A 17,755-nucleotide genomic window follows, 5' to 3' on the forward strand; every position below is an offset into this window, starting at 1 on the left:
GACGTCAGGTGCGCACCCCCGAGAAGGTGCGCACCTGACGTCTTGTCGTCGTGCTCGTGCTCGTGCTCGTGCCCAGGACCGTGCCCAGGCCCGTGCTCAGCCCTGCGCGCCGACGATCTCGAGGCTCTGGCGGGCGATCGCGAGCTCTTCGTTCGTCGGGACGATCATCACGCGGATCTTCGTACCCTCGGGCGAGATGGTCCGTGCCTCGGGGGAGCGGACGTCGTTGACGACCTCGTCGATCTCGATGCCGAGGTCTGTGAGACCACGCATCACGAGGCGACGCACGATCTCGTCGTTCTCGCCGACGCCGGCGGTGAAGGCGATGACGTCGACGCGGCCGAGGACCGCGAGGTACGAGCCGATGTACTTCTTCAGCCTGTGCACGTACACGTCGAGGGCCAGGCGAGCGCCCTCGTGACCTGCCGCGACGAGCTCGTGCAGGGTGCGGAAGTCGTTGTCCCCGGCGAGACCGAGGATGCCCGAGCGCTTGTTGAGCAGGTCGTCGATCTCGTCGATCGACATGCCGGCGTTGCGGTGCAGGTGGAAGACGATCGCCGGGTCGATGTCTCCCGAGCGGGTGCCCATGACCAGGCCCTCGAGGGGCGTAAGACCCATCGAGGTCTCGACGGCCACCCCGCCGCGCACGGCCGACGCCGACGCGCCGTTGCCGAGGTGCAGCACGATGGTGTTGAGGTCTTCGAGCGGACGGTCGAGGACCCGCGCGACCTCCTTGGACACGTACTCGTGGCTGGTGCCGTGGAAGCCGTAGCGGCGCACACCGTGCGCGCGGGCCACCTCGGCGTCGATCGCGTAGGTGTACGCAGCCTCGGGGAGCGTCTGGAAGAACGCGGTGTCGAAGACGGCCACGTGCGGGACGTCCGGGAACAGCGCCCGGGCGACCTCGATGCCGCGCACGTGCCCAGGGTTGTGCAGGGGCGCGAGCGGGATGAGACCGCGGATGTCCTCGACGATCGCGTCGTCGATCACGACGGGGCCCGAGAACAGGCTGCCGCCCTGGACGACACGGTGCCCGACAGCGACGACGTTCGCGTCGGCCAGGCTCGGGCCGATCTCGGAGAAGAGGTCGAGCACGACGCGCAGCGCGGCACCGTGGTCGGGCACGTCGACCGTGCGCTGGGTCTTGGTGCCCTCGAACTTGTGCGAGACCGAGCCCTCGGACGAGCCGATCTTCTCGACGATGCCCGAGGCGATCGCCTCGCCGCCGGTGGGGTCGACCAGCTGGTACTTCACCGACGAGGAGCCGGCGTTGATGACGAGGACGCTCGAGGTGGCGCGGGGGCGCTCGTCTGACGTCGGGTTCATGCTGTGGGTGCTCCAGCCTCGTGGGAGCCCGGGGTGGGCTCGGTGGTCGGTGCGGCGGCTGCCGCCTCCTCGGCGGCGCGGGCCTTCTCGGCCGAGAGCGCCTGCGCCTGGATCGCGGTGATCGCGACGGTGTTGACGATGTCCTGCACGAGCGCCCCGCGGGACAGGTCGTTGACGGGCATCCGCAGGCCCTGCAGGACAGGTCCGACGGCGATCGCCCCGGCCGAGCGCTGCACGGCCTTGTACGTGTTGTTCCCGGTGTTGAGGTCCGGGAACACGAAGACGGTCGCGCGGCCGGCGACGGCCGAGTCGGGCATCTTCGAGGCGGCGACGGAGGCGTCGACCGCCGCGTCGTACTGGATCGGGCCCTCGACGAAGAGGTCCGGGCGGCGCTCGCGGACGAGGGCCGTGGCGGCGCGCACCTTGTCGACGTCCGCGCCCGAGCCGGACTCGCCCGTCGAGTAGGAGAGCATCGCGATGCGGGGCTCGACCCCGAACTGCACGGCCGTCGCAGCCGAGGAGATCGCGATGTCGGCGAGCTGCTCCGCCGTCGGGTCCGGGTTGACGGCGCAGTCGCCGTAGACGAGGACGCGGTCTTCGAGGCACATGATGAACACCGACGAGACGACCGAGACGTTCGGGACGGTCTTGATGATCTCGAAGGCCGGGCGGATGGTGTGCGCTGTCGTGTGGGCAGCGCCCGACACCATGCCGTCGGCGTAGCCGAGCTGGACCATCATGGTGCCGAAGTACGAGACCGAGCTGACGATCTCGCGGGCACGGTCGACTGTCATGCCCTTGTGGGCGCGCATGACCGTGTAGGCCTGCGCGAACTCTTCGTGCAGGTCGCCCGTGTGCGGGTCGATGACCTTCGCCTCGGAGATGTCGAGGCCGAGCTCGACGGCGCGGGCCCGGATCGACTCCTCGTCGCCGAGGATCGTCAGGTGCGCGACCTGGCGCTGCAGCAGCGTCGAGGCCGCCCGCAGGATGCGGTCGTCGGTGCCCTCGGGCAGCACGATGTGCTTGCGGTCGGCGCGGGCCCTGTTGAGCAGCTCGTACTCGAACATCAGCGGGGTGACGACCTCGGGACGCTCGACGTCGAGGCTCGCGAGCAGCGAGGCCGCGTCGACGTTCTGCTCGAAGAGGGCGAGGGCCGTGTCGACCTTGCGCTGGGAGTCCTTGGTGACGCGACCGCGGGCAGACGCGGCGGCGCTCGCCGAGCGGAAGGTCCCGAGGTCCGTCTGGATGATCGGGACGCTCGGGTCGAGGTCCGCGATGAGGCGGCTCACGGCGTCGGGCGGCAGGAAGCCGCCGTTGAGGATGATGCCGGCGAGCGACGGGAAGTTCTTGGCGGTCTGCGCGGTGAGGAGGCCGAGCAGAACGTCGGTGCGGTCACCGGGGGTGATGACCACGGCGCCGTCGGCGAGCCTGTCGAGCAGGTTCTCGAAGTTCATGGCGCCGACGAGGACGTCGAGCACCTCGCGGCCGAGGAGAGCCTCCTCGCCCAGGAGCAGGCGACCGCCGACGGCTCCCATGAGCTGTCCGACTGTCGGTGCGACGAGGAAGGGGTCGTCCGGCATGGTCCAGACGGGCAGCGTCTCGCCGGCGAACTCGGCGCGGATGGCCTCGAGGTCGTCGGGGAAGCAACGGTTCGCGACCACACCGATGACCTGCGCGTGGTTGGACTGGAGCTCGGAGACCGAGACCTCGCTCATCTGCCGGATCCCGGCGGGGGAGCGGTCCTTGCCCGAGAGCACGAGCAGCACGGGGGCGCCGAGGTTGGCGGCGATCCGGGCGTTGAAGGCCAGCTCGGTCGGCCCGGTGACGTCGGTGTAGTCGGTCCCGACGATCACCACGAGGTCGCACTTCTTCTCGACCTCGTGGTACTTCGTGACGATCTGCGACAGCGCCGCCTCGGGGTCGTCGTGCAGGTCGTCGTACGTGACGCCGACGCACTCCTCGTAGGTGAGGTCGACGCCGTCGTGGGCCAGGAGCAGCTCGACGACGTAGTCGCGCTCTGCCCCCTCGGCCGACGCGGCCGCGCCGCGGGCGGTGTGCCCCGTCCGGGTGACCGGACGGAACACACCGACCCGCTGCACGCGGCGCGTGAGGAGGTCGAGAACCCCGAGGGCGACCGTGGACTTGCCGGTCTCACCCTCGGGGGACGTGATGAAGATGCTGCGAGCGGAGGAGCTCACTCGTTGTCGCCTCCAGTGGAAACGGTGGCGGCCTGTGGCCCGCCCACCTGGGTCGCGGTGTCGCCCGCGTCGGGCCACACCCAGTCGCGGACCTCGGGGAGGTCTTCCCCGTGGTCTCGGGTGTACTGCCGCGCCCGCAGGCGCGCGTCGGACATCTCCTGCCGGAGCACGGCGGCCCGGCTGCCCAGGTGCGGGACCTGGTCGATGACGTCCATGACGAGGTGGAACCGGTCGAGGTCGTTGAGCATGACCATGTCGAACGGTGTGGTCGTGGTGCCCTCTTCCTTGTAGCCGCGCACGTGGATGTTGTTGTGCCCGGCGCGGCGGTAGGTGAGGCGGTGGATGAGCCACGGGTAGCCGTGGTAGGCGAACACGACAGGCCTGGTGGTCGTGAAGAGGGTGTCGAAGTCGCGGTCGGAGAGCCCGTGCGGGTGCTCCTTCTCGTCCTGCAGACGCATGAGGTCGACGACGTTGACCACGCGGACCTTGAGCTCAGGCAGGTGCTGGCGGAGCAGGTCCGCCGCCGCGAGGACCTCGAGGGTCGGGACGTCGCCCGCGCAGCCGAGCACGACGTCGGGGTCCTCCCCGGCGACCTCGCTGCCGGCCCAGTCCCAGATGCCCAGGCCACGCGTGCAGTGCGCCACGGCCTCGTCCATCGAGAGGAAGTTCGGGGCCGGCTGCTTGCCCGCCACGACCACGTTGACGTAGTCGCGGCTGCGCAGGCAGTGGTCGTAGGTCGAGAGCAGGGTGTTGGCGTCCGGCGGCAGGTAGACGCGGACGACCTCGGCCTTCTTGTTCACGACGTGGTCGATGAAGCCCGGGTCCTGGTGCGAGAAGCCGTTGTGGTCCTGGCGCCACACGTGGCTCGACAGCAGGTAGTTGAGCGAGGCCATCGGCTGGCGCCACGGGATCTCGCGGGTGATCTTCAACCACTTGGCGTGCTGGTTGAACATCGAGTCGATGATGTGGATGAACGCCTCGTAGCAGTTGAACAGCCCGTGGCGGCCCGTGAGCAGGTATCCCTCGAGCCAGCCCTGGCACTGGTGCTCGGAGAGCATCTCCATGACGCGGCCGGCGCGGGCGAGGTGGTCGTCGAGGTCGTCGGGGATCGTCGCCGCGTTCCACTGCTTGTCGGTCACGTCGAAGACGGGCTGCAGCCTGTTCGACGCCGTCTCGTCCGGACCGAAGATGCGGAAGTTCTCGGGGTTGAGGCGGACCACCTCGGTCAGCCAGGCGCCGAGCACACGGGTCGCCTCGCTGATGGAGCCACCCGGGGTGGGCACGTCGACCGCGAAGTCCCGGAAGTCGGGCAGCCGGAGGTCCTTGAGCAGCAGACCGCCGTTGGTGTGCGGGTTCGCGCTCATCCGCAGCTCGCCCTCGGGGGCGAGCGAGGCGACGTCCGCGACGAGGCGGCCGCTGTCGTCGAAGAGCTCGTCGGCCTTGTAGGACTCGAGCCAGCCACGCAGCACCTCGAGGTGCTCGGGCGTGTCCCGGGCCGAGGCGAGCGGCACCTGGTGAGCGCGCCACGAGCCCTCGGTCTTCTTGCCGTCGATCTCGGGCGGGCAGGTCCAGCCCTTGGGGGTGCGGAAGACGATCATCGGCCACATCGGACGGGCGGTGTCCCCACCCGCCGCACGGGCCTTGATCTCGACGATGTCGTCGAGGGCCTCGTCCAGCAGCTCGGCGAACCGACGGTGGATCGACACCGGGTCTTCGTCGTCGAAGCCTCCGACGAAGACGTAGGGCTTGTGCCCGTAGCCGACCATGAGCGACTCGAGCTCGTCGTCGGAGATGCGGGCGAGCACCGTCGGGTTGGCGATCTTGTAGCCGTTGAGGTGCAGGATCGGCAGGACGACACCGTCCTGGGCCGGGTTGACGAACTTGTTGGAGTGCCAGCTGGTCGCGAGCGGACCGGTCTCGGCCTCGCCGTCGCCGACCACGGCTGCGACCAGCAGGTCGGGGTTGTCGAAGGCCGCGCCGTAGGCGTGCGACAGCGCGTAGCCGAGCTCGCCACCCTCGTGGATCGACCCGGGGGTCTCGGGGGCCACGTGGCTGGGGATCCCACCCGGGAAGGAGAACTGGCGGAACAGCCTGCGCAGACCCTCGTCGTCCTGGGTGATGTCGGGGTACGTCTCGGTGTACGTGCCCTCGAGGTAGGAGTTCGCGACGAGCCCCGGACCGCCGTGGCCCGGGCCGGTCACGTACATCGTCGACAGGTTGCGCTCGGCGATCGCCCGGTTGAGGTGGGCGTAGAGGAAGTTCAGACCGGGGGTCGTGCCCCAGTGGCCGAGGAGGCGCGGCTTGACGTCGTCGCGGGTCAGCTCGGTGCGCATGAGGGGGTTGGACAGCAGGTAGATCTGACCGATCGACAGGTAGTTGGCGGCACGCCACCACCCGTGGATGCGCTCGAGCGTCTCGTCGTCGAGAGGCGTGTCGGGTCGCGCGCGCCAGGCGTCGGACGAGGAGGACCGGACCTCTGCGTGGGGTGTACCACCAAGAGCAGAACGTGTCATGACGATCTCCAACCGAAGTGATGGGTGAACGCTTTCATGTAACCGCATCCGCGGTCTGCGCGCACTAGGTCTTTGGTGTGAGATCGGGAGTTCGGTCCGTGCTAGCGGCTTTCGTCTGTGCCGTGAGTTCCGTCACCGGAGGTCCCGCCGGTGTTCTCGGTACCGGACCTTGGTCCCTGCACGGGCCACACCGCACGGACCAGGCGCAACCAGGTCTCGTCGTCGACACCCGCGACACCGAGCGCGTTGAGCATGCTCAGGTGATGGGTGACCGCGCTCGCGACCAGCAGGCGCTCGCGGGCTGCCCTGCGCTCCTCGGGCGTGCCGGCAGGTCGGGGGGCTCCGGCCTCGTCGGCGAGCCTGGCCTCTTCGGCCAGCAGCGCGTCGACCGACTCGTCGAGCAGGCGCGCGTAGAGCGCGCCTGCCTCGGCCCGGTGCTCGGGGTTGCGCAGCCCGAAGGTCGCCAGCTCGGAGCTGAGCGTGAGGCGCGGGTCCGTCCGTGACTCGCGCAGCAGCGCGAGGTGCTCCTCGCTGCTCGGGGCCTGGGCGGGCATGTCGAGGGGACCCGGGTCGCCCGGTGCGCGGTCGAGGTGCTCCCGGAAGATCCCGAGGAAGAGGTCGGACTTCGACGGGAAGCGGGAGTAGACGGCTCCCTTGGTGTAGCCGGCGGCTGCTGCGACGTCTTCGACCGACGTGGCCCCGTAGCCCCGGCTCGCGAAGAGGTCGACGGCTGCCGCGAGTAGGTCGGCCCGGGTGCGGTCGGACCGGTTCGAGCGTCGGGTGAACTTCGACGCGACGTTCTCGACGTTCGCGGCGGCTGAGCGCAGGGTCTGCGCGAGGTCGCCCTCGACGGCCCCGACGGCGTCGGAGGTCGCCGAGCGGAGCGCCTCGCCGAGGGCTGCCGTGGCCTCGGCGAGAGCCTGTGCGGCGAGGGCGACCGCTGGGTTCTGGCTGCCTGACCTCGAGGAGGAGTCGTCGGCGGGAGCCTTCTTCCCCTTGCCCTTGCCTGTGCGCCCGCCTGCGTCGCCGTCGGAGGGCGAACGCTGGGACGTGCGCCTGCGCGGGGTCTCGTGGGATGCCATCTGATGAGTCTACAGAGAGATACCCAGCAGTACCCGACTCTGATACGGTCCGGTACATACCCATCGGTATTCCGGATACTGAAAGGTATTCGACCTGGATCCCCACGAGAGGACGATCATGACCGCGGTACCCGCACTCGACGTCGCCGACGTCACCAAGACCTTCGGAGGCAGGCGGCCCCTGCGCGCCAACGACGGCGTCAGCCTGACCGTGCCCGAGGGTGCCGTCGTCGGTCTGCTCGGCCACAACGGCGCAGGCAAGACCACCCTGGTGAACCAGGTGGCAGGGCTCCTGCTGCCCGACTCCGGCTCGCTCCGGGTGGTCGGTCACGACGTCGTCGCGCACCCCGAGCGCACCCGCCGGGAGATCAGCGTCCAGGCTCAGGCCAACGTCCCCATCACCGGGCTCACCCCGCGCACGGCGATCGAGCTGGTCGGCCGGATCCGGGGCGGTGCCAGACGCGACGTCGCCCGGCGGACGGACGGTCTCATCGAGGCGCTCGACCTCGGTCAGTGGGCCTCGACCCCGGCGCACAAGGTCTCCGGGGGAGTCGCCAGGCTCACCGCCTTCGCGATGACGGCCGTCGTCCCCGGGCGTCTGGTGATCCTCGACGAGCCCACCAACGACGTGGACCCCGTCCGGCGTCGCCTCCTGTGGACCCAGATCAAGGCACTGGCCGACGACGGCGCCGGGGTCCTGCTCGTGACCCACAACGTGCGCGAGGCCGAGCACGCGGTCGACGACCTCGTCATCCTCGACCGGGGACGCGTGATCGCCCACGGGACCGTCGCCGAGCTGACCCACCCGTTGCGCTCCACGCTCCAGCTCGACGTCGACCTCCCACCGGGGCGGGCCGTGGCGTGGCCGCCGTGCGCGACCGAGACGGGCCACGACGGGCTGCGTGCCCGTGCGTCTGTGCCTGCGGCGCGCGCCGCAGAGGCCGTCGCCTGGGCGCAGGACGCCGTCGACCGCGGTGACCTCGACCGCTACTCGGTCACCCCGGCGTCGCTCGAAGACGTCTACGTCGAGCTCGTCGGCGCTGCCGGCGAGACCGGCTCACCCGGCGGGACCCACGCGGACGCCGCCGAGACCCACGCACCCGTCCCTGCCGGGCACGATGCCGACACCACCGAAGGAACCCTCCGATGACCACCGTCCTGCAGCAGTACGGTCTGCTCACCCAGTGGCAGCTCCGACGCCAGTCTGTCTACCTGCCGCTCCTCGTCGTCGTGCAAGGAGCCCTCGCCGTGGGGACCGTGCTCGGCTTCGGCATCCTCATGGGCGACCTCGAGGGTGATGCGGCGCTCTACCTCGCCACCGGGGCGCCGACCATCACGCTGATCGTCATCGGTCTGGTCATGGCGCCGCAGATGCTCGCGCAGGCCAAGACCGAGGGTAGTGCGCAGTGGCTCATGACGCTCCCGGTCCCGCGGCTCGTCTTCCTCGCGGCCGACCTCACCGTGTGGACCCTCGTGGCGCTGCCCGGCACCGTGCTCGCGGTCTTCGTCGGGGTGCTGCGCTACGACATCTCGCTCGACGTCTCGTGGTGGGTGCTGCCTGCGGCCCTGCTCGTCTCGCTCACGGCGGCCGCCATCGGCTACACGGTCGCAGCGCTGCTGCCGCCGTCGCTCGCGATGCTGTTCACCCAGCTCGTCGTCTTCGTCATCCTGCTCTTCTCGCCGGTCTCCGTCCCGGCAGAGCAGTTCCCGTCCTGGCTCGCGTCGGTCCACGCCGTGCTGCCGATCGAGCCGATGGCCCAGCTGATCAGGGCTGGGCTGGCCGGGTCGAGCTTCACGATCGAGACAGGTCCGCTGCTCGTGCTGATCGCCTGGTGCGCGGGCTGCGTCGCGCTCGCCGGGGCAGCGCTGCGGCGCCGGGGGTAGCTGCGCTCTGCAGGGGAGCGGTCGGTCGGCTCGCCCCTCACGGGGCGAGCCGACCGGCTCAGCCCTCCCAGGGGCGCGAGGTAGCCTGGGCGCGTGCCGAACCCGTCCGACCCCCCTGTGCGACCCTCGATGGTCTCGGTCGCGCTGCGACCGCGGATGATCGGGCTGCTCCTCCTCTTCCTGCTCGCTGCAGCGGTCTGCGCACGCCTCGGCGTGTGGCAGCTGGACCGGGCGCACGAGCGCGGCGACCTCGCCGACAGGCAGGCCGCGGCCGAGGCGCAGAACCAGGGGCCCGAAGGGCTCGGGGCGCTCCTCGAGCCGCAGTCGACCTTCCCCGGCGACCTCGTGGGTCGCCAGGCGTGGGTCGAGGGTGAGTACGTGCCCGGCACGCAGATGCTCGTCGAGGGTCGCGCGCACGACGGCGAGCCCGGGTTCTTGGTGCTCACGGCGATGCGGGTCTCCGAGGACGGGACCGGTGGCGCCTCGTGGGCGGACCTCTCCGGTGCTCCGGTCCTGCCCGTGGTCCGGGGCTGGGTCCCGGCGAGCACCGACGGCAGCGACCCCGACGTTGACGCGTCGGTCCTCGCCGAGCCAGCCGGCACGGTCCGGCTCGTGGGGTACCTGCAGGCCTCCGAGGCCCTCGGGCAGGGGTCCTCGGTGCCTGGCCGGACCGACTCGATCAGCTCGGCCTCGCTCGCCAACGTCTGGGGCGGACCGATCTACTCCGGGTATCTCGTGGTGTCGTCCTCGCAGCCGTCTCAGGCCGATGCGATCGTCCTGCTGGACAGGCCCAGCATCGAGGGCGGCGACGGGCTGAACCTGCAGAACCTGTTCTACGCCCTGCAGTGGTGGATCTTCGGCGGGTTCGCCGTGCTGCTCTGGTTGCGGCTGGTCCGGGACGAGACCCGTGGTGAGGAGAAGAGCGCAGACGAAGACCCCTTCGGCGCGCTCGCCCGCGCCGAGGCAGAAGCCTGACCTAGCCAGCAGCCTGATGTCGGTGGACGCCTGACGCGGACGAGAGCCTGAAGCGGACGCAAGTCCGACGCGGACGAAAGCCTGCCCTGCCGCAGTCAGAGAAGGTGTCCCTCCGCGCACGACGGCCCGGGTCGGCGCTGTGCGCCAGAGCCGGGCCGTCGTCCGTCGGGTTGCTACCTCGTGAGCCGCTGCTCTGTGACCTGCTACTTCGTGAGCTGCAGCAGCATCTCGACGGTCCCGCTGTCCTCGACCTTGACGAACCCGAGGTCGGGGGCGTCGACGCCGAAGTCGGAGAAGGTGACCGGGATGGTGCCCGAGACCTCGACGCCGTCGGCGGTGGTCTGTGCCTCGAGGGCGACCGTGACGCTCTTGGTGACGCCGGCGATCGTGAGGTCACCGACGGCCTGGACCGACGCGACGCCCGAGCTCACTGCCGAGATGTCGACGGGCTCGGTCAGCGTGAAGGTCGAGGTGGGGTTCTCGGCGGTCTTGAGGATGTCCAGGAACTGGCTGTCGCGGTTGCTGTTGTCGGTCGCGACGGTGGTCATGGAGACGGTGATGTCGGCGGCGCTGAGCTCGGTGCCGTCGATGGTGAGGGTGCCGTCGACGTCTTCGGTGCGTCCGACGACTGTGACGTCCTGACCGTTGAGGACCTCGTCCACGCGGTAGCCGGCCTGCGAGCCGTCCGCGATGGTCCAGTCTCCCGCGAGGTCGGCCGGGTCGGCGGTCTCGCCTGTCCCGGTGCTGGCCGAGGCCGTCGGGGTCGAGAGGCCGAGCTCTTCGGGGGCCTTGTCGTTCTCGATTTTGGCGTAGAGCGCGGTGCCGCCGACGACTGCGGCGACGACCACGACCAGGGCGATGACCGCGATGATGAGCTTCTTCTTCATGGGGGGAGTCCCGTCGTGAGGGGTGCGGCGGAAATGACTGACCCTTCAAGTAACCCAGACGACCCTGGGAAAGCCCTGAGGGCCGCCCCAGGATTCCCCGGGACGGCCCTCAGACCATGCTGATCGTGCTGCTGCTGCTGCTGCTCGTGCTCGGGCTGCTGCCGCGAGTACCCGTGGCCAACCCTCCGCTCGGACCAGCGAGCAGTGCTCGTCGTCCTCGCCGCTACGCCTGCTGCCAGCTGTGCCAGAGCCGTGCGTACTCGCCGTCGGCCGCGACGAGCTCGTCGTGCGGCCCGATCTCGGTGATGAGCCCGCCGTCGACCACGGCGACCCTGTCGGCGTCGTGCGCGGTGTGCAGGCGGTGGGCGATCGCGACGACGGTCCGGCCTGTCAGCACGGCGTTGAGCGAGCGCTCGAGGTGCCGGGCTGCCCGTGGGTCGAGCAGGCTGGTCGCCTCGTCGAGGATCAGCGTGTGCGGGTCGAGCAGCACGAGCCGCGCGAGCGCGACCTGCTGCGCCTGGGCGGGGGTGAGCACGTGACCGCCCGAGCCGACCTCCGTCTCGAGCCCGAGGTCGAGGGCCTCGACCCACGACTTCGCGTCGACGGCGGCGAGCGCCTCGAGGAGCTTCGCGTCGTCCGCGCCGGCGTCGGCCAGCCGCAGGTTCTCGGCGAGGGTCCCGACGAACACGTGGTGCTCCTGGGTGACGAGCGCGACGTGGCTGCGCAGGTCTTCGAGCGGCAGCTCCACGAGCGGCACCCCACCGACCCGCACCGATCCCCCGGTGGGAGGGTGGATGCCGGCGAGCATGCGGCCGAGGGTCGACTTGCCGGCACCCGACGGGCCGACGACGGCGAGCCGCTCGCCGACGGCGAGGTCGAGGTCGATCCCGTGCAGCACGTTGTGCCCTGGCCTGTACGCGTACTCGACACCTGTCGCGACGATGTGCTCGTCGGTCGGCACGCGCTCGCCCTGCTCACGGTCGCGCTCGACGAGCCCGACCCCGATGATGCGGGCGAGGGAGGCCGCCGCGACCTGGATCTCGTCGAGCCAGAAGATGAGCTCCCACACGGGGCCGACCAGCTGGGTCGAGTAGAGGACGACCGTGGTGACGGCACCGAGGGTGACGTGACCCTGCTCGAGCAGGTACGCGCCCCACAGGAGCACGGCGATCGGCCCGATGACGAAGGCGGCGTCCATGCCCGGGATGAGCACGGTGCGCAGGTTCAGGGTCTTCTTCTCGGCGGCGAAGGCCTCCTGGAGGTCCTTGCGGACCTTGTCGCGGCGACGCTGGCCGAGGCCGAGCGCGTCCACGGTCCGGGTGCCCTCGACCGACTCCGTGATGGTGCCGTTGAGGGTCGCGTACGCGGCCGACTCTCGCTGGTAGGCGGGGGTCGCGCGGGCGAGGTACCAGCGACCGATGAAGAAGATGATCGGGAAGCCGACGAGCATCGCGATCGCCACGAGCGGCGCCGTGACGAAGGCCGCGACGATCGTCAGGAGGATCGTCACGCTCGCCACGAGGATCCGCGGCACGCCGAAGCGGACCGAGTGCTGGATGCGGTCGACGTCGTTGGTCGTACGACCGACGAGGTCACCCGTGCCGGAGCGCTCGACGGTCGAGAGCGGGAGCTCGGTGACCGTCGCGAGGAAGTCTTCGCGGAGGTCGGCGAACACGGTCTCGCCGAAGATCATCGCGTTGCGCTGGGCGAAGCGGATGACGACGCTCTGCGCGACGACGGCGACCACGAGGAACAGGACGGTGTTGTTGACGAAAGACTGCGTCGCGCCGTTCGTGACCTCGTCGACCAGCCGTCCGAGGAGCAGCGGACCGACGAGGCCGACGAGGGCCGCGACGGTGTGCAGGCTGACGACCCCGGCGAGGGGGCCCTTGTTCTGGCGCAGCAGCATCGCGGTGTGCCGCCGGACTGTCGTGCCGTCGGCGATCGGGAGCGTCGTGCTGGTCATCGGGTCACCTCCTGGGTGGAGTCGTCGGTGGTCGTGCTGGTGGACGTGCTGTCGATCCGTGAGGCGTCGCCGGCTGCGGGTTCCTCGGACGCGGGCTCTTCGGCCAGCGACCGTCCCACGACCGACCTGTAGTGGTCATACTCGGGGCCGACGCCGTCGAGCAGCTCACGGTGCGAGCCGCGGACGATCACCTCGTCCTCGTGCAGGACGAGGATCTCGTCGACGTGGTCGAGTACGAGCGGGCTGGCGGTGACCACGAGGGTCGAGCGGCCTGCCCGGGCGGCGACGAGCCGCTCGGCGATGCGCGCCTCGGTGTGCGCGTCGACGGCGCTCGTCGGCTCGACGAGCAGCAGGTACTCGGCCTCGGTGAGCAGGGCACGGGCCAGCGCGACACGCTGACGCTGCCCGCCGGAGAGCGAGCGGCCCTTCTCGGGGAGCTCGCCCGTGAGGCCACCCGGTGTGGACTCGAGGACGTCGTGCGCGTCGGCGACCGTGAGCGCCGCGTAGATCTCGTCGTCGGTCGCGCGGTCCCGCACGTCGAGCTCGTCGCGCAGCACACCGGAGAACAGGTGGGACGTGGCCTCGGCGACGACCACGCGGTCGCGCAGGGCCGTCTTGTCGACGTCGCGCAGGGGCACGTCGCCGAGGAGCACCGGCGTGCCGGCCTCGAGGTCGTCGTTGAAGCGGCCCATGCGGGTCGCGACCTTCGCCGAGTCGTCGGGGTCGGCACTGACGAGCGCGACGATTCGTCCAGGCTCGAGCGTGACGCCTGTCGTGACGTCGTGCAGAGGCTCGGTCGTAGCGGGTGCCTCGTCAGTCGCTGTGCCAGCGCCCGCGGCCGCCTCGACCTTGAGCACCGTGATGATCTTGCGGACCGACACGAAGGCCCGGGTGGTGATCTGCAGGGTCTGCGTGAGGTTCTGCATCGGCCACGTGAGGAAGGCCGCGTAGCCGTAGAAGGTCACGAGCTGCCCTGCGGTGATCTCGCCCTCGATGGCCTTCGTGGCGCTGAGCCACAGCACGAGCGCGACGAAGAGGCCGGGCAGCAGCACCTGGAGCGCATCGAGGTAGGACTGCGTCGTGGCGACGCGGACCGCGGTCTGGCGGACCCGCTGGGACTGGGCGCGGTACCTGTCGGTGAAGGCGCCCTCGCCGCCGATGCCGCGCAGGATGCGCAGACCCGAGACTGTGTCCGCACCGAGGGTGGTGAGCCGGCCCGAGGCCTCGCGCTGGGCAGCCTGGCGGGCCTGGAGCGGCTTGACCAGGAGCCCGAGGATCGCGGCGACAGCAGGCAGCCCGACGACCACGACCAGCCCCAGCTGGAGCGAGGTCGTGAGCATGAGGACGGCGACGACCGCGTACGCGACGACCGACCCGACGAAGCGCGCGAGGTTGAAGTAGAACTCGCCCACCCGGCCGGAGTCTGTCGCGACGGTCGAGACGACCTCACCCGTGGGGATGTCCTCGGTGACGGCGTCGCCGCTGCGGCTGATCTTGTCGCCCACGAGCTGGGAGACGGCGAAGGCTGCGCGGAGCCAGTTCTGCACGTCGTAGCGGTGCCCGATGCCTCCGGCGACCACCTGGACGACACCGGCGCCGAGCATGATCGCGGCCCATCCGAGCAGCGCCGTGCTCAGGCCCTGCTGCAACCCCTCGTCGAGGGCTCGCCCGAGGACGAAGGGTGTCACCGCCTGCGACAGGAAGGTGAGGATCCCGAGGAAGACCGACATGGAGAGCACGTCGATCTGGCGGCGGGACTGCCATGCGAGGAAGGCGCCGGGTGAGGTGAGCGGAGGTCGGCCGAGGTCGGTGAGGGGAAGGGAACGCACGGTCATTAACATTAGGGTCTGGCACCGACAGCGGGCCAGAGAATAACCGGAAGGTTTCAGATGACGTCCCCCTCAGACCCGACCGCAGGCTCGGCGGCCCCCACCGAGGCAGCCGTCGCGGCACGCGAGAAGATCATCCGCGCTGCTCAGGGCGCCCTCAAGCGGTACCGCGTGATGGCCTACGTGACCGGTGTGATGCTGCTCGTGCTCGTCGTCGAGATGGCCATGAAATACGTGTTCAAGGTCGACGACGACATCATGCGGTACGTGACCTGGATCCCGTACGCGCACGGCTGGGTCTACGTCGTGTACCTGGTCACCGTGGTCGACCTCTGGTCGAAGATGCGCTGGACCGTCGGGCGGCTCGTAGTCATGGTCCTGGGAGGCGTGGTGCCTGTGATGTCCTTCCTCGTCGAGAAGCGCGTGCACGCCGACGCCGAGGCGCGGGTCGCCCAGGCCCGGACGGTCTGACGGACCCGGCGGGCGGGAAGGGCTCCTCGTGAGGGCTGACCGGCGTCGTCTCCGTGCGGTCGAGAATGCACACGCCGTCTCACGAGTGCTGGGCGCAGGGGTCGTGGCGTGCGCCCTCGTCGCCGCAACCTCGGGCGGGGCGATGGCGGCAGGTTTGGTCGTGGGCCGCGCCGGAGCAGACAGCTCCGTGGTCGGCCACGCCGTGAGCGACCACGCCGCAGTCCGTCCGGCGCCAGACCGTGCCGCCGGTCACCTGGTGGTCGCCGGAGAGCACATCGACTACTCCTCGGGCCCCTACGCGGACAGGCTCTGCCCGACCACGCCCGCCTCGGGCGTCGCGTGCTCTCTCGGCCGGTCTCTCCTCGCGACGACCCAGGGCGCCGGCCACCGGGACCGTGCCGTCGAGGCTGGTGCGACCTGCGAGCGGCAGGCCGGGCTGTGGGTCTGCTTCGACGTGCGGTCGTTCCTGGTCCAGCGTGGTGGCACGACCTACGGTGACACCTTCCTCAGCCCGGACGGGCAGCGAGACCTCGGGGCAGACCTCGTCGCCCACGAGTCGGAGCACGTGCGCCAGTGGCGCCTCTTCGGCCCCGACTTCTCGCTGATGTACCTCGCCGAGGGGGTCGACCCCTGCGGCAACTACTTCGAGCAGCAGGCGGGTCTCGTCGCGGGCGGTTACTCCTGCGGGTAGCTCGCGCTGTCTCGGTCTGACGGGAGACGCGGCTGACGGAAGGCACGGCTGATCGCGCTGCCCGTCTGGAACACGGCGAGCCAGAGCAGCACCCGCTGGAGCGGCCGCAGCGGCGCGGCCACGACGGCCTGCCACCCTGTCGAGCGCACCCATGTCTGCACGACCGAGACCTGTGTCCCGCCGGCGGTCGGGGCGAGCGCGATCTCGACGACGACGGGTCGGCGCACAGCCGCGTCGGGGTAGACGAACCGCCACCGGACCCGGGTCCGGGGCGAGGAGTCGACCAGCTCCACCTGGCACCGGAGGCGGTCGGGTCGGACGCGCACGGGCTTGCCCGAGGAGTCGGTGGTGCTCGTCCTGGCGGCCCAGGTGGTCTCCTCGCCGGACCCGGTCGTCTCGACGGAGGCGATGCTCGGATACCACTCCGGGACCCGCCCGGGGGCTGACACGAGCGCCCAGACCTCGTCGACCGAGGCAGGGACGAAGGTCTCGGCCGATCCCGTCGCGACACCGGGTGCCCGAGGTCGTGCCTGTCGGGGTCGGGGTTCGGCCTCGACCCGGGCGAGCTCCGCGAGGACCTGCTGCGGTGTGGTCCCCAGGCGCTCGAGCAGGTCGGTGACCAGCCCGCTGGGCTCGGCGAGCAGCTCGCGCAGGACCGCGGCAGCGTCACCGGCTCGTCCCCGCCCGGCGGCGCGCCCGATGAGGTCGCTCGCCCGCCGGGTCCACTCGTAGCCACCGGTCTCGTGGAACACGATGCGTCCAGCGTCGGGCAGCCCTGTGCTGATCCCGAGCGAGGCGAGCTGCTCGCTGTGGAGCGACTCGACGGCGGTGCGTGCGTCAGCGAGCGTGATGCCCGTCGAGCGCAGCGCGACGCCAGCAGGCTGGTCGCTGACCACGAGGGCCAGCAGCAGGTGCTCGAGGTCGGCCTCCCGCAGGCCGAGCCTGGAGGCCTCCTCCATCGCGACGAGGGACAGGGTCTGGCTCGTTGCGGCAGCGCGGCTGAGCTTGCTCATGCGTTCCTCCTGGGGACCGGGATCGTGGGGTCGATGCGCTTCGAGTACTTCTTGTGGACGGCCTGCCGGGAGACCCCGAGGGCGTCCGCGACGGCCTGCCAGCTCATCCCCGCCCGCAAGGCTGCCTCGACCTGACGCAGCTCGAGCGAGTCGGCGAGGACGCGCAGCGACGCGACGGCTCGCAGACCTGCGCGGGGATCAGAGGTGTCAGCCGCTGTGGCGGCGACGTCGGGAGTCGGCATATCGTCAACCTAAGTTGCTAGTGGGCAGGTTGTCAACCAAGGTTGCTTTCTGTCCCGCGCTGCATACCTGCGGGTAGGGCTGCTACGGTCCAGGCATGACCACGACCGCGCCAGCCGCCGACGTCCTCACGGCTCGCGAACGGCTCGTCCGTGCAGCCCAGGAGCTCTACGGGGAGCAGGGGGTCGACGCGACCACGCCGCGCCAGGTCCTCGAGCGCAGCGGGGTGGGCCAGGGCAGCCTCTACCACCACTTCCCGAGCAAGACGGACCTCGCACGCACGGCTCTGGTCCGCACCACCGAGGAGTCCCTCGACAGGGCCCGTGGGACGCTCGCCGGTGGCGGGAGCTCGAGCGGACGGCTGCGCGCGTACCTCGGCGCCCCGCGCGACGCGCTCGCCGGCAGCGCCGTCGGGCGGATGACCAGCGACCCCGTCGTCATGGCCGACCCGACGCTGCGTGCACCGCTCGAGGAGTACTTCACGGGTCTGCTCGACCTCGTGACGCTCGCCCTGTGGGAGCAGGGGTTCTCCGAGACCGAGGCGCACGACCGTGCGATGACCGTCGTCGCGACGGTCCAGGGCGGCTACGTCCTGGCCCGGGCGCTCGGCGACGACACAGCCCTCGAGCGCGCGCTGCGCGGAGCGCGGACGCTCTGCGGTCTGGAGGAGTCGTGACCGG

The 17,755-nt window shown here is 70.6% G+C and carries 15 protein-coding genes; 6 read left to right on the plus strand and 9 right to left on the minus strand.

Features of this window, described 5'->3' with window-relative positions; translation table 11 throughout:
* Positions 1–96: 96 nt before the first annotated feature.
* The 4 genes from ASG53_RS04180 to ASG53_RS04195 form a co-directional block, all read right to left on the minus strand.
* The gene (locus tag ASG53_RS04180; RefSeq protein WP_056128854.1) at positions 97–1,326 is read right to left on the minus strand and encodes an acetate/propionate family kinase; all 1,230 of its coding nucleotides are present in this window, start codon (positions 1,324–1,326) and stop codon (positions 97–99) included.
* A complete protein-coding gene (pta, locus tag ASG53_RS04185) occupies positions 1,323–3,524 on the minus strand; it encodes a phosphate acetyltransferase (RefSeq protein ID WP_056128857.1) in 2,202 nt (733 codons plus the stop codon). Before pta ends, ASG53_RS04180 begins: the two co-directional genes overlap by 4 nt.
* Positions 3,521–6,037, minus strand: coding sequence for a phosphoketolase family protein (locus ASG53_RS04190; RefSeq protein ID WP_056130647.1), 2,517 nt, complete (start codon positions 6,035–6,037; stop codon positions 3,521–3,523). Before ASG53_RS04190 ends, pta begins: the two co-directional genes overlap by 4 nt.
* 101 nt (positions 6,038–6,138) lie before the next feature.
* Complete coding sequence (locus ASG53_RS04195) at positions 6,139–7,119, minus strand: TetR/AcrR family transcriptional regulator (protein ID WP_056128859.1); 981 nt, start codon at positions 7,117–7,119, stop codon at positions 6,139–6,141.
* A 118-nt stretch (positions 7,120–7,237) separates the two neighbouring features.
* Between ASG53_RS04195 and ASG53_RS04200 the strand changes: the two genes are divergently transcribed.
* From ASG53_RS04200 to ASG53_RS04210, 3 genes are all read left to right on the plus strand, one after another.
* Positions 7,238–8,269 (plus strand): ABC transporter ATP-binding protein, encoded by a 1,032-nt coding sequence (locus tag ASG53_RS04200; RefSeq protein ID WP_082543761.1) that lies wholly within the window; start codon positions 7,238–7,240, stop codon positions 8,267–8,269.
* Positions 8,266–9,003: an ABC transporter permease gene (locus ASG53_RS04205; RefSeq protein WP_056128862.1), complete on the plus strand. Its 738-nt coding sequence runs from the start codon at positions 8,266–8,268 to the stop codon at positions 9,001–9,003. Before ASG53_RS04200 ends, ASG53_RS04205 begins: the two co-directional genes overlap by 4 nt.
* Positions 9,004–9,096: 93 nt before the next feature.
* Complete coding sequence (locus ASG53_RS04210) at positions 9,097–9,978, plus strand: SURF1 family protein (protein WP_235533821.1); 882 nt, start codon at positions 9,097–9,099, stop codon at positions 9,976–9,978.
* Between the two features lie 203 nt (positions 9,979–10,181).
* On the opposite strand, the gene ASG53_RS04215 is transcribed toward ASG53_RS04210, so the two are convergent.
* From ASG53_RS04215 to ASG53_RS04225, 3 genes are all read right to left on the minus strand, one after another.
* Complete coding sequence (locus ASG53_RS04215; protein ID WP_056128864.1) at positions 10,182–10,865, minus strand: YceI family protein; 684 nt, start codon at positions 10,863–10,865, stop codon at positions 10,182–10,184.
* Between the two features lie 223 nt (positions 10,866–11,088).
* Complete coding sequence (locus tag ASG53_RS04220) at positions 11,089–12,831, minus strand: ABC transporter ATP-binding protein (RefSeq protein ID WP_056128866.1); 1,743 nt, start codon at positions 12,829–12,831, stop codon at positions 11,089–11,091.
* A complete protein-coding gene (locus ASG53_RS04225) occupies positions 12,828–14,666 on the minus strand; it encodes an ABC transporter ATP-binding protein (RefSeq protein WP_056128869.1) in 1,839 nt (612 codons plus the stop codon). Before ASG53_RS04225 ends, ASG53_RS04220 begins: the two co-directional genes overlap by 4 nt.
* Before the next feature lie 54 nt (positions 14,667–14,720).
* On the opposite strand from ASG53_RS04225, the gene ASG53_RS04230 reads away from it, so the two are divergent.
* Together ASG53_RS04230 and ASG53_RS04235 are read left to right on the plus strand one after the other, a co-directional pair.
* On the plus strand, positions 14,721–15,131 hold the full coding sequence (locus tag ASG53_RS04230; RefSeq protein WP_056128872.1) for a DUF3817 domain-containing protein: 411 nt from the start codon (positions 14,721–14,723) through the stop codon (positions 15,129–15,131).
* A gap of 85 nt (positions 15,132–15,216) precedes the next feature.
* Positions 15,217–15,822 carry a hypothetical protein gene (locus ASG53_RS04235; RefSeq protein ID WP_056128876.1) on the plus strand — a complete coding sequence of 202 codons (606 nt, stop codon included), beginning with the start codon at positions 15,217–15,219 and terminating at the stop codon, positions 15,820–15,822.
* On the opposite strand, the gene ASG53_RS04240 is transcribed toward ASG53_RS04235, so the two are convergent.
* Together ASG53_RS04240 and ASG53_RS04245 are read right to left on the minus strand one after the other, a co-directional pair.
* Positions 15,807–16,835, minus strand: coding sequence for an SRPBCC family protein (locus tag ASG53_RS04240; RefSeq protein WP_056128879.1), 1,029 nt, complete (start codon positions 16,833–16,835; stop codon positions 15,807–15,809). The genes ASG53_RS04235 and ASG53_RS04240 overlap by 16 nt on opposite strands.
* The gene (locus tag ASG53_RS04245) at positions 16,832–17,077 is read right to left on the minus strand and encodes a hypothetical protein (RefSeq protein WP_056128885.1); all 246 of its coding nucleotides are present in this window, start codon (positions 17,075–17,077) and stop codon (positions 16,832–16,834) included. Before ASG53_RS04245 ends, ASG53_RS04240 begins: the two co-directional genes overlap by 4 nt.
* 95 nt (positions 17,078–17,172) lie before the next feature.
* On the opposite strand from ASG53_RS04245, the gene ASG53_RS04250 reads away from it, so the two are divergent.
* The gene (locus ASG53_RS04250) at positions 17,173–17,751 is read left to right on the plus strand and encodes a TetR/AcrR family transcriptional regulator (RefSeq protein ID WP_056128888.1); all 579 of its coding nucleotides are present in this window, start codon (positions 17,173–17,175) and stop codon (positions 17,749–17,751) included.
* Positions 17,752–17,755: the final 4 nt, after the last annotated feature.

The sequence above is a fragment of the Sanguibacter sp. Leaf3 genome (genome assembly GCF_001425965.1).
Lineage (GTDB): Bacteria > Actinomycetota > Actinomycetes > Actinomycetales > Cellulomonadaceae > Sanguibacter > Sanguibacter inulinus.